The sequence below is a fragment of the Hydrogenophaga sp. genome (assembly GCF_051007235.1).
GTDB lineage: Bacteria > Pseudomonadota > Gammaproteobacteria > Burkholderiales > Burkholderiaceae_C > Hydrogenophaga.
On the sequence record NZ_JBPCSJ010000233.1, the window covers coordinates 1 to 16,118 of the forward strand.

The window sequence follows — 16,118 nt, forward strand, 5'->3', positions numbered from 1 at the left end:
CTGATGTGGCGCTCGGTCAACCCCGACGGCAGCCTGACCTACACCTTCGTCGAGTCCGTCAAGGCCACCTTCCCGTTCTACGTGATCCGTCTGTTGGGTGGCCTGCTGTACCTCGGCGGCATGATCCTGATGCTGTGGAACGTGACCATGACCGCACTGCGCGGCCGTGCACAAGATGTGCCCGTGCTGGCTGTCAACCCAGCCCACGCCTGAGGAGTAAAACAACATGTCTTCACACGAAATCACGACCGGCCACGCCCGGATTGAAACCAACAACTTCCTCATGATCGTGTTGATCACGCTTGTGGTGGCGGTCGGCGGTCTGGTGGAAATCGTTCCGCTGTTTTTCCAGAAGTCCACCACGCAGCCGATCGAGGGCCTCAAGCCCTACACCGCGCTGCAACTGGCGGGGCGCGACATTTACGTCAGCGAGGGTTGCTACAACTGCCATTCGCAGATGATCCGCCCCTTCCAGGCCGAGACCCTGCGCTACGGCCCTTATTCGGTGGCTGGCGAGTTCGTGTACGACCGCCCGTTCCAGTGGGGTTCCAAGCGCACCGGTCCCGACCTGGCCCGCGTCGGTGGTCGCTACAGCGACGAATGGCACCGCGTGCACCTGAACAACCCGCGTGATCTGGTGCCCGAGTCCAACATGCCGGCTTACCCCTTCCTGGCCAAAAAGACGGTGGACGCCGAGAGTATGCCCAAGCGCATGACGGTGCTGCGCACGCTGGGCGCTCCGTACTCCGATGAAGAGATCGCCAAGTCGGTGGAAGACGTCAAGGGCAAGACCCAGCAGGACGCCGTGATCGCCTACCTGCAGGTGCTGGGCACCGCACGCAGCGCAACCAAGCCCGCTGCCGCCGCGCCAGCCGCGCAGGCGACCCCTGCCGCCCCGGCGGCAGACGCAGCGCCCGCTGTGGCGGTGGCCGCTCCCGCGACCGAAGGCAAAGCCCAATAAAGGTGATGGACATGGACATCAACGATCTGCGCAGCATCACCACGGTGGTCAGTCTGCTGATCTTCGTGGGCATCGTGGCCTGGGCGTGGTCCAAGCGCAACCAGTCCAACTTTGAAGAGGCGGCCCAGCTGCCCTTCCACGAAGACTGATTCGCCTCACCCAACAGAGAAACATCATGAGCGACTTTACGAGCGATTTCTGGAACCTCTACGTGGCGGGGCTGACGCTGGTCAGCATCATCGCCTGCCTGATCCTGTTGTGGATTGCGGGCACCACCAAGGCGGCCACCGTGCACGACAACACCACCGGTCACGTCTGGGACGGCGACCTGCGGGAAATCAACAACCCGCTGCCCAAGTGGTGGGTGTACCTGTTCATCATCACCTGCGTGTTCGGCCTGGCCTATGGCGCGCTGTACCCGATGTTCGGCAAGTTCCAGGGCGTGCTGGGCTGGTCCTCGCAGGGCCAGCACACCGCGGAAGTGCAGAAGGTGGAAGCGGCCATTGCTCCGATCTACGCCAAGTTCCAGGGCATGAAGCCCGAAGACATGGCCGCGGACGCACAGGCCATGGCCATTGGTGAGCGCCTGTTCATGAACTACTGCGCGCAGTGCCACGGCTCCGATGCCCGCGGTGCCAAGAGCTTCCCGAACCTCGCCGATGGCGACTGGCTCGGTGGCACGGGTGCCGACTACATCAAGACCACCATCGGAAACGGCCGCACCGGCGTGATGCCGCCCATGGCCGCAGCGATCGGTTCCGCCGAAGACGTGCGCAACGTGGCCCAGTACGTGTTGAGCCTGTCCAAGACCGAAACCGACGCCACCCGCGCGGCCCAGGGCAAGGAAAAGTTCGCCGCTTGTGCCGCCTGCCACGGCGCTGACGGCAAGGGCATGCATGCCACCGGTGCCCCCAACCTGACCGACGACACCTGGTTGCACGGGTTCGGTGAAGAGGCCATCATCAAGGCCGTGAACCAGGGTTTCACCAACCAGATGCCGGCTCAGTCCGCGCTGCTCAACGAAGCGCAGATCAATGTGCTCGCTTCGTATGTCTGGAGCCTGTCCAACAAGGCTGCCAAGTAAGCGCCAAAGCAACACGGGCGGTGTCTCCACCGCCCGTTTTCTTTTTCGATTTTCCTTTCCGGTTGAACCCGTGACCACAGTGACACCCGACACACCATCCAACCCATCGGCTGCTGCAGCCGCGAACGCCGGCGCACTGCCCGACGGCGAGGAAATGGTGTCCCTGTACGCGTCCAGGCAAAAAATCTACCCGCGCTCCGTCGCGGGTTTCTTTTCGAAGTGGCGCTGGCTCACGGTCTGGATCACCCAGATCGTCTTCTACGGCCTGCCATGGCTGCAGTGGAACGCACGGCAGGCCGTGCTGTTCGATCTCGAAGCCCGCCGCTTCTACATCTTCGGTCTGGTCCTGTACCCGCAGGACTTCATCTACCTGACCGGCTTGCTGGTCATCTCGGCGCTGGCGCTGTTCCTGTTCACCGCGATCGCCGGACGCCTGTGGTGAGGCTACGCCTGCCCACAAACGGTCTACACCGAGATTTTTCTCTGGATCGAAAAGCAGGTGGAGGGCGACCGGTCGGCTCGCATGCGGCTGGATCAGTCCAATCTTTCGGCTCAGAAGTTCGGCAAGAAGTGGCTCAAGCACGCCCTGTGGGTGTTGTTCTCGCTCTGGACCGGGTTCACCTTCGTCGGCTACTTCACGCCTGTGCGCGAACTGGCTGCGCTGTCGCTGGCCGCGTCCCTGGGGCCCTGGCAGACCTTCTGGATCTTTTTCTACGGTTTTGCCACTTACGGCAACGCCGGGTTCATGCGCGAGCAGGTCTGCAAGTACATGTGCCCCTACGCGCGTTTTCAGAGTGCGATGTTCGACAAGGACACGATGATCGTGACCTACAACGAGCAGCGCGGTGAACCACGCGGGCCGCGTTCCAAGAAGGCCGATCCGGCCGCGTTGGGCCTGGGCGCCTGCGTGGACTGCACCCTGTGTGTCCAGGTCTGCCCGACCGGCATCGACATCCGCAAGGGCCTGCAATACGAGTGCATCGGCTGCGGTGCCTGCATCGACGTGTGCGACGAGGTCATGGACAAAGTCGGCTATCCACGCGGCCTGATCAAGTACTCCACCCAGAACGGCATGGCCAACGGCTGGACCAGTGCGCAGATGATCCGTCGCGCGTTCCGTCCCCGGGTGCTGGTGTACACGGGCATCTTGTTGCTGATCACCGCGGCCGTGATGGTCAGCCTGTACCTGCGCACGCCGCTGAAGGTGGACGTGATCCGCGACCGCGGCGCACTCGCGCGCATGGTCGAAAAGGGCCGCATCGAGAACGTGTTCCGCCTGCAGGTGATGAACGCCACCGAACACACGCAGCGCTACCGCATCAGCGTCAGCGGCCTGCCCGACATCGCCATCGCGTCCGAGGCGGAGGTCGAGGTGCTGCCCACCGAGGTGCGCTCGGCAGTGCTGCGCGTGCAGATTCCGCCCGGCGCAGCGCCCAGCGGCTCGCACTCCATCCACTTCGAGGTGCACTCCATGGGCGAGGACCCGGCCCACGTGACCGAAAAGGCCGCCTTCCTGGTACCCCGTTGAGTAGACTGCTGATTCCCCTTCCAGAGAACGTCATCATCATGAACACAGCCACCGCTTCTTCTGAACACCCCTCCAAGCCCGTGGCCTGGTGGCGCGTACCCCACATGTGGATGGTGGTCGGCGGGCCCCTGGTCGTGGTCGTGGCGGCGATCATCACTGCTGTCATCGCCGTGCGGGGCGCCGACCCTGTCCTGAACAAAGAAGACTTTGAGCGCGATCTCAAGGCGGCCACCGCCAACCTGGATGGTCAGGCCAAGGCTGCTGCTCTGATCACGCTCCAGCCTGCCAACCAGGCGCGCAACCACGCCGCTTCGCCGGTGGTTCCCAAAGCGCCCTGACAGGCGCCAGCCCGCCTCAACCCCTTGGAGGCGGGTGCATCGCTCCAGGGTCAACCTGCAACAGAGGAGACGACAACATGTGGGCTCAACGGTGGATGTGGATTGCCTGGCCAGCGTTTCTGGTGGCGGCCGTGTTGGAGATGCTGGTGTTTGCGGTGATCGATCCCAGCGAACTGCATTGGTCCGGTCACGCGCTGGAGTGGTCGCGACAAACCGTTTACACGGTGTCGTTCTTCGTGTTCTGGCTGGGTGCCATGGCATCCAGTGCACTGACCACGCTGTTGTCGTTGTCGCCGTTCGAGGTCAACCGTTGTCCGGTACCGCTGGATGAACGTCCCAAAGACTGCGCCAAAAACGGCAACTGCTGCTGACGGCCCCACGCATCACCCAGCAAAAAGCCCCGCAGGCGCGTGCCTGACGGGGCTTTTTTGAAAGTGGGGCTGCGGGGTCAGCGACAGGTTTGCGGATTGACAATCTGTCGCAATCCGTCCGTGCTCTTGATGTGCACGTAGCGCTGCTTGACTTCGATGATGCCTTCCTCCACGAACTTCGAGAACGTTCGGCTCACGGTTTCGAGCTTCATGCCCAGGTAGCTGCCGATTTCTTCCCTCGTCATGCGCAGGATGAGTTCCGACTGCGAAAAGCCCCGGGCGTGCAGGCGCTGCACCAGGTTCAGAAGGAACGCGGCCAGACGCTCTTCGGCACGCATGCTGCCCAGCAGCAGCATGACCGAGTGGTCGCGCACGATCTCGCGGCTCATGATCTTGTGCACGTGGTGCTGAAGGGTCGTGAATTCGCGCGAGAGTTCTTCCACCTGGTCGAACGGCATGACGCAGACCTCGGCATCTTCCAGCGCAATGGCGTCGCACGAGTGGCGGTCGCTCACGATGCCGTCCAGACCGATGATCTCACCCGTCATCTGAAAGCCCGTGACCTGATCGCGCCCATCGGCGGTGGTGACGCAGGTCTTGAAAAATCCCGAGCGCACGGCGTACAGCGAAGTGAACCTGTCGCCGGTGTTGAACAAGGCGGTGCCGCGCTTGATGCGCCGGCGTGCCGAGATGACGTTGTCGAGCTTGCTCATCTCATCGGGATTGAGCCCCATGGGCAGGCACAGCTCTCGGAGGTTGCAGCTGGAGCAGGCGACTTTGATGCTTTGAGCGTCCATAAATTTCCTGGCAAATCCGGCCCAAGCTTAACGCATGCGTCACAGGGGTGTCGAGAAAAGGCCTGCGCCACACACACTTGCGCGCGATTGGCGCTCGCCAGGGCGCGGAGGTTTTGACCAAGATCAAGGGAGCTGCTGCGGGGATGGTGCACATTCGAAGCCCAGAATTGGAGATTTGTCTGTGAGCCACGCAATTTCTGACGAGCTGCTCAAGCGGTTCGACATCCCAGGTCCCCGCTACACCTCGTACCCGACCGCCGATCGGTTCGTCGAGGCGTTCGCCGAGGGCGACTACGTCCAGGCGCTGGAACAACGCCGCGCCGGATCGCTGGCCTTGCCGCTGTCGCTTTACGTGCACGTGCCGTTTTGCGAGTCGGTCTGTTACTACTGTGCGTGCAACAAGGTCATCACCAAGCACCACGAGCGTGCGGCCGAATACCTGCGCTACCTCTCCCGCGAAGTCGAGTTGCAGGTCCAGCACTTCGGCAAAGGTCACAGCGTTTCCCAGCTCCACCTGGGTGGTGGCACGCCCACCTTCCTGTCCGACGGTGAGCTCGAAGACCTGATGACGATGATTCGCCGCAACTTCACCCTGGTGCCGGGGGGCGAGTATTCAATCGAAGTGGACCCCCGCACGGTGACCGACCAGCGCCTACAGACCTTGGCGCGCCTGGGCTTCAACCGCCTGAGCTTCGGTGTGCAGGACTTCGATCCGGCCGTGCAGAAAGCGGTGCACCGCGTGCAGCCAGCCGAACAGGTGTTTGCGCTGGTGGAAACGGCCCGCAAGATCGGCTTCGAGTCGGTCAACGTGGACTTGATCTATGGCCTGCCGCTGCAGACGCCCGAATCGTTCAAGCGCACGCTGGGGCAGGTCGCGCAGCTGCGGCCCGACCGCATTGCGCTGTACGCCTACGCGCACCTGCCCTCGCGCTTCAAGCCGCAACGGCGCATCATTTCCGCCGAGCTGCCCAGCCCGGGTGACAAGCTGGCCATGCTGTCGATGTCGCTCGACGCGATGAGCGACGCCGGCTACGTCTACGTCGGCATGGACCACTTTGCGCTGCCCACCGACGCCTTGGCGGTGGCCAAGCGGCAGGGGCGCCTGCACCGCAACTTCCAGGGCTACAGCACCCAGCCCGACTGCGACCTCATCGCGCTGGGCGTGTCGGCCATTGGCCGCATCGGCGCGACCTACAGCCAGAACGCCAAGACGCTGGAGGACTACTACGACGCGCTGGACCAGGGGCGCCTGCCCATCGTGCGGGGTCTGGCCCTCACGCGCGACGACCTGCTGCGCCGCTCGGTCATCATGTCCATCATGTGCCAGGGCGCGCTGCAATACGAGTCGATTGAGCTCGGTCATCTGATCAACTTCAAGAGCTACTTCGCCAAGGAACTGGAAACCCTTGCAGGTCTGGCCGAACATGGCCTGGTCACCATTGACAACACGGGCGTGCAGGTCACATCCACCGGGTGGTATCTGGTGCGTGCTATCGCCATGGTGTTCGACAAGCACCTGCAGGTCGACATCGACCGGGCCCGTTTCTCCAAAATCATCTGAGGTGTCGATAGGGGTGTCCTCCCGTCGGGGGAGGGCGCTGCTAGAGTTCGCGCATGCAGACTTCGATGGCCGTGACGGCCTTGTTCATGGGGCTGGTCGGTGGCCCCCATTGCGTGGCCATGTGCGGCGCCGCGTGTGCCGGCATCAGCCGCGCAGCAGGTGAACGCAGCACGCAGGCGCTGTGGTCTTTTCAGCTCAGCCGCATGGTCGGGTACTCCCTGTTCGGTGCCTTCGCCGCCGGTTCGGTGCAGGGCCTGGCGCTGCTGGGCACCAACACCGTTGCCATCCGACCCGTGTGGACCATGTTCCACGCAGCCGCTTTCTTGCTGGGGCTGGCGCTCATTTGGCGCGCGCGCCAGCCGGCATGGATCGACAACCTTGGTCAGGGGGTGTGGCGAAGAGCACGTCCTGTGTTGTCCAGACTGGGGCCGCGTGCGTCCATCGTCCTGGGGGTGGCGTGGGCGCTGATGCCCTGTGGCCTGCTGTATTCGGCCCTGCTGGTGGCGTCGTTGACGGCCAATGCGCTGGAGGGGGCCGCCGTGATGGCGCTGTTCTCCTTCGGAACGTCGATCTCGCTGACCATCGCCCCCTGGTTGTTGCTGCGCATGCGCGCAGGCGCGTCCGGCGCGTGGGCGATCCGGCTGGCCGGGCTGGCACTGGCGGTCACGTCGGGCTGGGCCCTGTGGATGGGGCTGACCAACCCGACGGGGCTGTTCTGCCTCTGAGCGTTCAGCCCTTGGGTGCGGCGTCCCGGCCGGGCAGGGTGGCGAGCACCAGGCCCAGCAGGGCGATCCCGAACGCCAGCAACTGCATCCCCGTCAGGCGCTCGCCCATGAACAGCACGCCCACGGCGGCAGCGCTCACGGGCAGCATCACGGTGAACACGCCGGCACGCGAAGCCGGCACGGTCTTGAGGCCGGTCATCCAGAGCCACACTGTCCAGACGCTCGCCGCCAGACCGTAGAACAGCAGCAAAAGCCACAGCGGCGCATCCACGGCGCTGAAGTCGAAGTGCCAGGCCGCCCACAGCCCCGCCGGGGTGACCAGGGCAAAACCCCAGAGGTTGATGATGGCCGAGATGCGTTTCGGACCCAGGCCATCGGTCAGGCGTTTGCCGATGACCACATAGGACGCCTCGCAGACCACCGCAGCGAACACCAGCAGGTTGCCCCAGACCGGCAGCGGCAACCCCAAAGCCGTCTCGACCATGACCATGGTTCCGGTGTCGGCAGGCTTCTGCAGCGAAAAGAGTCCGATCCCCAGCGCGGCACAGGCGATCGCCGCGACCGTGCGCCGACCGATGCGCTCTTTCAGGAACAGCCAGCTCAGGATCGCCACCACCGCGGGGATGGCGGACATCACCACGCCGGCGGCCACCGCCGTGGTCAGCCGCACGCCAAACAGCATGCAGATGGAAAACAGGAAGTTGCCCAGGAAGGATTCGAGGAACAGCAGGCCGCGCGTGCGCCGCGTCATCGGCGGTTCGTCTGCCGGCTTGCGCAGCCAGCGCCACATGGCCAGGCCGCCGATGCCAAAGCGCAGCCACGCCAGCAGGAACACCGGGAACACCGCCACCAGCGGCTTGGACAGGGCGACGTAGCTGCCCACCAGCGACATGCTCAAGGCCAGCGCGGTATAGGCCTGCCATCGGGCGGGGGAGGGTGCTTGAGAGGGCATGGGGTGCATGGCGCGCATCATGCACGAAGCACCCAACGCGCCACCAAACCCGTGCAACGTCTTGCCGTCATATGAAAATCAACAATGCTGCGCCGCGACATTTTTTCCTGATCTGAGAGATTGATTTCCATATCGAGAAAATGTACAAAAACAGTGTTGTTTTGATTGAGAAAATTTTTTCTCTTATATAAGACATAAGAGCTTCACAAAGTCTTCTATAAGACTTAAAGTTACTCCATCGGCTGGTGCTTTGAAAAGCTTGGCCGGCAACCCTTCTCTCAACCTCACGGAGTGATCCCATGACCAAAGCCCTGAATGCGCAGCTGAGCCGTCAACAGCAAATCGAAGCCCTGGAAAAAGACTGGGCGACCAACCCCCGCTGGAAGCTGGTCAAGCGCGGTTATTCCGCCGCTGACGTGGTGCGTCTGCGCGGCAGCATGCAGCCCGAGTACACGCTGGCCCAGCGCGGTGCCGAGAAGCTGTGGGAAAAGGTCAACGGCGGCGCCAAGAAGGGCTACGTCAACGCCTTCGGCGCCATCTCCGCCGGCCAGGCCATGCAGCAGGCCAAGGCAGGCCTGGAAGCCGTGTACCTGTCGGGCTGGCAAGTGGCCGCTGACGGCAACACCAGCGAAACCATGTACCCCGACCAGTCGCTGTACGCCTACGACTCGGTGCCGACCATGGTTCGCCGCATCAACAACACCTTCAAGCGCGCCGACGAAATCCAGTGGGGTCGTGGCATCGAGCCGGGCTCGCCCGAGTTCATCGACTACTTCCTGCCCATCGTGGCCGACGCTGAAGCCGGTTTCGGTGGCGTGCTGAATGCCTTCGAACTGATGAAGAACATGATCGCAGCCGGCGCCGCTGGCGTTCACTTCGAAGACCAGCTGGCCGCGGTGAAGAAGTGCGGCCATATGGGTGGCAAGGTGCTGGTGCCGACGCAAGAAGCGATCGAGAAGCTGATCGCAGCCCGTTTCGCCGCCGACGTCATGGGCGTGCCCACCATCGTCCTGGCCCGTACCGACGCCGAAGCCGCCAACCTGATCACCAGCGACCACGACGCCAACGACAAGCCGTTCCTGACCGGCGAGCGCACGCAAGAAGGTTTCTACCGCGTCAAGAATGGACTGGAGCAAGCCATCAGCCGTGGCGTGGCCTACGCGCCCTACGCCGACCTGGTCTGGTGCGAGACCGGCGTGCCCGACATCGGTTTCGCCCGCGAGTTCGCTCAGGCCGTGCACGCTGCCTGCCCGGGCAAGCTGCTGTCGTACAACTGCTCGCCTTCCTTCAACTGGAAGAAGAACCTCGATGACAAGCAGATCGCGTCCTTCCAGGAAGTGCTGTCTGCGCTGGGTTACAAGTACCAGTTCATCACGCTGGCCGGTATCCACATCAACTGGTTCAACACCTTCCAGTTCGCCCACGCCTACGCCCGCGGCGAAGGCATGAAGCACTACACGAACATGGTGCAAGAGCCGGAATTCGCTGCTCGTGACAAGGGCTACACCTTCGTGTCGCACCAGCAGGAAGTGGGCGCCGGTTACTTCGACGACGTGACCACCGTGATCCAGGGCGGTTCGTCCAGCGTGAAGGCCCTGACCGGCTCGACGGAAGAAGAGCAGTTCCACTGATCTGTCTTGAATCGTCGGCCCCGAGAGGCTGAGGAGACAAAAGCCCGGGCCGGTCCCGGGCTTTTTTGTGGGAAAATTTGAAATTCATTCAAGCAGCAAGAGCGAGAAAGGCAGTCTGGTTATGACACCGCGAACTATGGGGATGTTCACCCTGGCCTCCTGAGGCCTGCAGTTCGCGCCTGCCCGTTTCCTTTCTCTCATCCAGCGCGGCCCATGCCGCGCTTTTTTGTTTTCTGGACCTTCCATGCTCAACATCACACTTCCCGACGGCTCCCTGCGACAGTATCCCGGCCCGGTCACGGTGGCCGAAGTGGCGGCTTCCATCGGCACGGGGCTGGCCAAAGCGGCGCTGGCCGGCAAGATCGACGGCAAGGTGGTGGACACCAGTTTTCAGATCACGGCCGACAGCCCCTTGTCCATCGTCACCGCGAAGGACGCTGATGGCCTGGAGGTCATCCGCCACTCCACAGCGCACTTATTGGCCTATGCGGTCAAAGAGCTTTTCCCGGATGCACAGGTCACCATCGGTCCCGTGATAGAGCATGGCTTCTACTACGACTTCTCGTACAAGCGCCCGTTCACTCCCGAAGACCTGACAGCCATCGAGAAGAAGATGACCGAGCTGTCCAACAAAGACGAGCCGGTGGTGCGCCGTGTGCTGTCGCGCGACGAGGCGGTGGCGTATTTCAAAGACCTTGGCGAGCACTACAAGGCCGAGATCATCGCCAGCATCCCGAGCAACGAGGATGTCTCGCTTTACCGCGAAGGTGCGTTCGAAGACCTGTGTCGTGGCCCGCACGTGCCGAGCACGGGCAAGCTCAAGCACTTCAAGCTCATGAAGGTGGCGGGTGCCTACTGGCGTGGCGACCACCGCAACGAGATGCTGCAGCGCATCTACGGCACCGCCTGGGCCACCAAAGACGAATTGCAGCAACACCTGACGATGCTGGAAGAGGCCGAGAAGCGCGACCACCGAAAACTCGGCCGTGAGCTCGATCTGTTCCACATCGACGAGCATTCGCCGGGGACGGTGTTCTGGCACCCCAAGGGCTGGACGGTGTGGCAGGAGGTCGAGCAGTACATGCGCCGCGTGTACCGCGAGAACGGCTACCAGGAAGTCAAGGGTCCTCAAATCCTGGATCAGGGCCTTTGGGAAAAGACCGGGCACTGGGACAAGTACCGCGAAAACATGTTCGTGACCGAATCGGAAAAGCGCGACTACGCGCTCAAGCCGATGAACTGCCCCGGCCACATCATCATCTTCAAGCAGGGGATCAAGAGTTATCGTGACCTGCCTTTGCGCTTTGGCGAATTCGGCCAATGCCATCGCAACGAGCCCTCAGGTGGTCTGCACGGCATCATGCGCGTGCGCGCCTTCACGCAAGACGACGGCCATATCTTCTGTACCGAGGAACAGATCCAGTCTGAAGTGGTGGCCTTCACCACGCTGCTGCAGAAGGTGTACAAGGACTTCGGCTTCACCGACATCATTTACAAGCTGTCCACCCGACCCGAAAAGCGCATCGGTACCGAAGAGAGTTGGGACCGTGCGGAGGCCGCGCTGGCCAACGGTCTCAAGGCTTCGGGCTGCGACTTTGAGTACCTGCCAGGCGAGGGGGCGTTCTACGGACCCAAGATCGAGTACACGCTCAAGGATGCGCTGGGTCGCCCTTGGCAGTGCGGCACCATCCAGGTCGATCCCAACCTGCCCGAGCGCCTGGATGCCGAGTTTGTGGGTGAAGACGGCTCGCGCCACCGCCCCATCATGTTGCACCGTGCCATCGTCGGCAGTCTGGAGCGTTTCATCGGCATTCTGATCGAGCAGCATGCTGGCGCACTGCCGGTTTGGCTGGCCCCGACCCAGGTGGTCGTGGCTGGAATCACCGATGCACAGGCCGATTACGTCCAGGAAGTGGCGAAAACGCTGCAAAAACAAGGGCTTAGGGTCGAAACAGACCTGCGCAACGAGAAAATCACGTATAAAATACGGGAGCACGCGTTGCAAAAGCTTCCCTACATCCTGGTCGTGGGCGACAAGGAGAAGGCTGCTGGCGCCGTGGCTGTGCGGGCACGAGGTAACAAAGACCTCGGTGTCATGTCGCTGGAGAGCTTCTCTCAATTGATAGCGACAGACGTTTCCTCCAAGGTTTGATGTCAAACGCTCCGGAAGGCCCCTCGGTTGCTGCGCACCGCGCGTGGGCCCTTTGAGGCTTTTTGTTGTCTGAACCGCCCACGTCAAGGAACACACCATCGCTACCAACTTTCGTGACCGTCGCCAACGCGAAGAGCGTGCACACCGTCTGAACCGTGAAATCATGGCCCCTGAGGTTCGCCTCAACGGGCCTGAAAACGAGCCGCTGGGTATCGTCAGCCTCATGGAAGCCCTGCGCATGGCGGGCGAACTGGATGTTGACCTGGTCGAGATCGCCGCCACCGCCAATCCGCCGGTGTGTCGCCTGATGGACTACGGCAAGTTCAAGTACCAAGAGCAGAAGAAGGCGGCGGAAGCCAAGGCCAAGCAAACGGTCATCGAAATCAAGGAAATCAAATTCCGACCCGGTACCGACGACGGCGACTACAACATCAAGATGCGCAACATCCGCCGGTTCCTGGATGAGGGCGACAAGTGCAAGATCACGCTGCGGTTCCGTGGCCGCGAGATCACCCACCAGGAATTGGGGCTTGCGCTGTTGAACCGCATCCGGGACGACCTTGGCGACACCATTCTGGTTGAGCAGTTCCCCAAGCTGGAAGGTCGTCAGATGATCATGATGATCGCGCCCGGACGCAAAAAGGCCGGTGGCCCCGCGCCCAAGGCCGATGCGGCGCCCGCCGACCAGCCGTCGGCCTGATCCGGCGAGAGAAGACAGAGTATTGGATCGGCAGGGTAGTCGCCTGCCGTCCGAGGCCAGCGGTGTAAACCGCTGAGCCGAAAGAGCGGTCGAGAGGCCGTTCGTAAAAGTGGCTCGGGGCCAACAAGTCCGCGGAAGGTTCGCGGCGCCTCACGAGCACAAATGAAAAGGAGCATGAAGATGCCCAAAATGAAGACCAAGAGCAGCGCGAAGAAGCGTTTTCGCGTTCGTCCCGGTGGCACCGTCAAGCGCGGTCAAGCCTTCAAACGTCACATCCTGACCAAGAAGACCACCAAGAACAAGCGCCATCTGCGTGGTGCGGTGACTGTTCATGAGACCAACATGGGTCACATGGCACAGATGCTGCCCGGCATGGGCATTTGATCAACGACGAACAAGGAGCAACACATGCCTCGCGTCAAACGTGGTGTAACGGCACGCGCCCGTCACAAAAAAGTTCTCGCCCTTGCCAAGGGTTTCCGCGGTCGCCGCGGCAATGTCTTCCGCATCGCCAAACAGGCGGTGATGAAGGCCGGTCAATACGCTTACCGTGACCGCCGCACCAAGAAGCGCGTTTTCCGTCAGCTGTGGATCGCGCGTATCAACGCCGGTGCACGCGCTTGCGGCCTGACGTACAGCCAGTTCGCCAATGGCCTGAAGAAGGCGCAGATCGAGATCGACCGCAAGGTCCTGGCCGATCTGGCCGTCAACGACGTTGCTGCTTTCAACAGCATCGTGGAGCAAGTCAAAGCCAAGCTGGCCGCTTGATTCACGACGGTCACCGCCGGCTCCGGCCGGTGATGACTTCGTCGCTCGAAGGGGTTGAGGCTTGAGGGATTCCCTCGCTGCCCTCAGCCCCTTTTTTGTTTTCCCGCCCGAGACACACATGAACGAGTTGGACGCACTGGTCGACAGCGCGCGCGCCGCGTTTGCACAGGCCGCCACCCCCGCCGATCTGGAAAATGCCAAGGCGCAGTACATCGGTAAATCAGGTCGTATCACCGAGCTGATGAAGGGTATGGCGGCTTTGCCCGTTGAAGAGAAAAAGACCCGCGGGGCGGCCATCAACGTGGCCAAGCAGGCCATTGAAGCCGCGCTCAACGACCGTCGCCAGGCACTGGCCGATGCCGAACTCGAAACCCAGCTCAAAGCCGAAGCACTCGACGTGACCCTGCCGGGCCGTCAACGCGGGCAGGGCGGGCTGCACCCGGTGAGCCTGACACTGGAGCGCATCGAAGCGATCTTCGGATCGCAGGGTTTTGAAGTAGCCGAAGGCCCCGAGATCGAGTCCGACTGGTTCAACTTCACTGCACTGAACACGCCCGAGGACCATCCGGCGCGTTCCATGCATGACACTTTTTACGTCGAGGGCGGCAGCGCCAAGGCGCCGAACCTGCTGCGTACCCACACCAGCCCAATGCAGATCCGCCATGCGGTTCAGCACGTCAAGCGCTACCGCGCGGCGCTGGACGCCGGTCTCCCTATGCCCGAGATTCGGGTGATTGCACCAGGGCGTACCTACCGCGTGGACAGCGATGCTACGCACTCGCCCATGTTCCACCAATGCGAGGGTCTGTGGATCGGCGAGAACGTGAGCTTCAAGGACCTGAAGGTCGTTTTCACCGACTTCTGCCGCACCTTCTTCGACAGCGATGATCTGGTGCTGCGCTTCCGCCCGAGCTTCTTCCCGTTCACCGAACCCAGCGCCGAAATCGACATCCAGTTCCAAAGCGGCCCGTTGGCCGGGCGCTGGCTGGAGGTGGCAGGCTCTGGTCAAGTGCATCCGAACGTGGTGCGCAACATGGGCCTGGACCCCGAGCGCTACATCGGCTTTGCCTTCGGCATGGGCCCGGACCGTTTGACCATGCTGCGCTATGGCGTCAACGATCTGCGCCTGTTCTTTGACGGCGACATCCGTTTCCTTTCGCAGTTCCGCTGATCTTTCGGTACGACACGATGCAATTCCCCGAATCCTGGCTGCGTGCCTTCTGCAATCCTCCCCTGACCAGCCAGCAACTGGCCGACACCCTGACCATGGCTGGTCTGGAAGTCGAAGAACTGCGCCCTTTTGCGCCCGCTTTCTCGGGTGTGGTGGTGGGCCAGATTTTGAGCGCTGAGCAACACCCCAACGCCGACCGCCTGCGCGTGTGCCAGGTGGATGTGGGACAGGGCGCTCCGCTGAACATCGTCTGCGGTGCGCCCAACGCGCGTGCCGGCATCAAGATCCCGTGTGCCACGGTCGGTGCGCTGCTGCCGCCGGGCGAGGACGGCAAGCCGTTCGCCATCAAGCTGGGCAAACTGCGCGGCGTTGAAAGCCAGGGCATGCTGTGCTCGGCCAAAGAGCTGCAGATTTCCGAAGAGAGCAACGGCCTGCTGGAGCTGGGTGACGAGGCGGTGATTGGCCGCAACATCCGCGAGCAGCTGGGTCTGGACGACATGCTGTTCACGCTCAAGCTCACGCCCAACCTGGCGCATTGCCTGAGCGTGTACGGCATTGCGCGCGAAGTGTCGGCCCTGACCGACACGCCGCTACATCAGCCGGCATTCCCCAGCGTCGCCGTGCAGGTGCAAGATCGCCTGCCGGTGAACGTGCTGGCCCGTGACCTCTGTGGTCGCTTCAGCGGCCGAGTGGTGCGCGACGTGAACACCAAGGCCGCAACGCCCGCCTGGATGGTCGAGCGTCTGGCGCGCTGCGGTCAGCGAAGCATCTCGCCGCTGGTGGACATCTCTAATTACGTGATGTTCGAGCTGGGCCGCCCCTCGCACATCTTCGACCTCGACAAGATCCATGGCGGCTTGCAGGTGCGCTGGGGCCGCGAAGGCGAGCAACTCAAGCTGCTCAACGGCAACACCATCACGGTCGACGCCGAAGTCGGCGTGATCGCCGATGACCAGCAGGTCGAATCGCTGGCCGGCATCATGGGCGGCGACGCCACCGCCGTGTCCGACGACACGCAGAACATCTTCATCGAGGCCGCCTTCTGGTGGCCCAAGGCCATTGCCGGCCGTTCGCGCCGCTACAACTTCAGCACCGACGCCGGCCACCGCTTCGAGCGCGGTGTCGATCCGTCCACCACGGTTGAACACGTCGAGCGCATCACGCAGCTGGTGCTGGACATCTGCGGTGGCCAGGCGGGCCCGCTGGACGACCAGACCCTGGCGCTACCCGAGGGCAAGCCGGTCACGCTGCGCGTTGCGCGGGCCAACAAGGTCATTGGCATGCCGGTGACGCAAGAACAGTGTGCTGGTGCGCTGCGCCGTCTCGGATTGGACGTCACCGAAGGCGAAGGCACGGTCACCGTCGCTCCGCCGGCTTTC

At 62.6% G+C, this 16,118-nt stretch carries 16 protein-coding genes and 2 pseudogenes; 16 read left to right on the plus strand and 2 right to left on the minus strand.

What is annotated here, in order from left to right; translation table 11 throughout:
• The 7 genes and pseudogenes from ACR2JA_RS08400 to ACR2JA_RS08430 all read left to right on the plus strand — a co-directional run.
• A pseudogene (locus ACR2JA_RS08400) lies at nt 1-213 on the plus strand (cytochrome C oxidase Cbb3); the annotation flags it as partial.
• A gap of 13 nt (nt 214-226) precedes the next feature.
• A complete protein-coding gene (gene ccoO, locus ACR2JA_RS08405) occupies nt 227-961 on the plus strand; it encodes a cytochrome-c oxidase, cbb3-type subunit II (protein WP_434008643.1) in 735 nt (244 codons plus the stop codon).
• Between the two features lie 11 nt (nt 962-972).
• Entirely contained in the window at nt 973-1,110 is a 138-nt protein-coding gene (locus ACR2JA_RS08410; protein WP_434008644.1) for a cbb3-type cytochrome oxidase subunit 3, read from the plus strand.
• Between the two features lie 26 nt (nt 1,111-1,136).
• Nucleotides 1,137-2,045 (plus strand): cytochrome-c oxidase, cbb3-type subunit III, encoded by a 909-nt coding sequence (gene ccoP / locus ACR2JA_RS08415; protein ID WP_434008645.1) that lies wholly within the window; start codon nt 1,137-1,139, stop codon nt 2,043-2,045.
• Nucleotides 2,046-2,199: 154 nt separating this feature from the next.
• A pseudogene (ccoG, locus tag ACR2JA_RS08420) lies at nt 2,200-3,573 on the plus strand (cytochrome c oxidase accessory protein CcoG).
• 104 nt (nt 3,574-3,677) lie between these two features.
• Nucleotides 3,678-3,911, plus strand: coding sequence for a hypothetical protein (locus tag ACR2JA_RS08425; protein ID WP_434008646.1), 234 nt, complete (start codon nt 3,678-3,680; stop codon nt 3,909-3,911).
• Between the two features lie 77 nt (nt 3,912-3,988).
• A complete protein-coding gene (locus tag ACR2JA_RS08430; RefSeq protein WP_434008647.1) occupies nt 3,989-4,282 on the plus strand; it encodes a hypothetical protein in 294 nt (97 codons plus the stop codon).
• Between the two features lie 77 nt (nt 4,283-4,359).
• On the opposite strand, the gene fnr is transcribed toward ACR2JA_RS08430, so the two are convergent.
• Entirely contained in the window at nt 4,360-5,079 is a 720-nt protein-coding gene (gene fnr / locus ACR2JA_RS08435) for a fumarate/nitrate reduction transcriptional regulator Fnr (protein WP_434008648.1), read from the minus strand.
• A 181-nt stretch (nt 5,080-5,260) separates the two neighbouring features.
• Between fnr and hemN the strand changes: the two genes are divergently transcribed.
• Nucleotides 5,261-6,640, plus strand: coding sequence for an oxygen-independent coproporphyrinogen III oxidase (gene hemN, locus ACR2JA_RS08440; RefSeq protein ID WP_434008649.1), 1,380 nt, complete (start codon nt 5,261-5,263; stop codon nt 6,638-6,640).
• Between the two features lie 53 nt (nt 6,641-6,693).
• A complete protein-coding gene (locus ACR2JA_RS08445; protein ID WP_434008650.1) occupies nt 6,694-7,365 on the plus strand; it encodes a sulfite exporter TauE/SafE family protein in 672 nt (223 codons plus the stop codon).
• A 4-nt stretch (nt 7,366-7,369) separates the two neighbouring features.
• Here the strand turns inward: ACR2JA_RS08445 and ACR2JA_RS08450 are convergent, their stop codons facing one another.
• Nucleotides 7,370-8,317 carry a DMT family transporter gene (locus ACR2JA_RS08450; RefSeq protein WP_434008651.1) on the minus strand — a complete coding sequence of 316 codons (948 nt, stop codon included), beginning with the start codon at nt 8,315-8,317 and terminating at the stop codon, nt 7,370-7,372.
• A 299-nt stretch (nt 8,318-8,616) separates the two neighbouring features.
• Here ACR2JA_RS08450 and aceA point away from each other — a divergent pair, with 299 nt between their 5' ends.
• From aceA to pheT, 7 genes are all read left to right on the plus strand, one after another.
• Nucleotides 8,617-9,948: an isocitrate lyase gene (gene aceA / locus ACR2JA_RS08455; protein WP_434008652.1), complete on the plus strand. Its 1,332-nt coding sequence runs from the start codon at nt 8,617-8,619 to the stop codon at nt 9,946-9,948.
• A gap of 244 nt (nt 9,949-10,192) precedes the next feature.
• The gene (gene thrS / locus ACR2JA_RS08460) at nt 10,193-12,100 is read left to right on the plus strand and encodes a threonine--tRNA ligase (RefSeq protein WP_434008653.1); all 1,908 of its coding nucleotides are present in this window, start codon (nt 10,193-10,195) and stop codon (nt 12,098-12,100) included.
• A 97-nt stretch (nt 12,101-12,197) separates the two neighbouring features.
• Nucleotides 12,198-12,800 carry a translation initiation factor IF-3 gene (gene infC / locus ACR2JA_RS08465; protein WP_434008656.1) on the plus strand — a complete coding sequence of 201 codons (603 nt, stop codon included), beginning with the start codon at nt 12,198-12,200 and terminating at the stop codon, nt 12,798-12,800.
• 180 nt (nt 12,801-12,980) lie between these two features.
• Entirely contained in the window at nt 12,981-13,184 is a 204-nt protein-coding gene (gene rpmI / locus ACR2JA_RS08470; RefSeq protein ID WP_066151481.1) for a 50S ribosomal protein L35, read from the plus strand.
• 24 nt (nt 13,185-13,208) lie between these two features.
• Entirely contained in the window at nt 13,209-13,568 is a 360-nt protein-coding gene (gene rplT, locus ACR2JA_RS08475; protein ID WP_066151478.1) for a 50S ribosomal protein L20, read from the plus strand.
• Nucleotides 13,569-13,686: 118 nt separating this feature from the next.
• Entirely contained in the window at nt 13,687-14,739 is a 1,053-nt protein-coding gene (gene pheS, locus ACR2JA_RS08480; RefSeq protein ID WP_434008654.1) for a phenylalanine--tRNA ligase subunit alpha, read from the plus strand.
• A gap of 17 nt (nt 14,740-14,756) precedes the next feature.
• A partial coding sequence (pheT, locus tag ACR2JA_RS08485; protein WP_434008655.1) for a phenylalanine--tRNA ligase subunit beta occupies nt 14,757-16,118 on the plus strand: 1,362 nt, incomplete at its 3' end.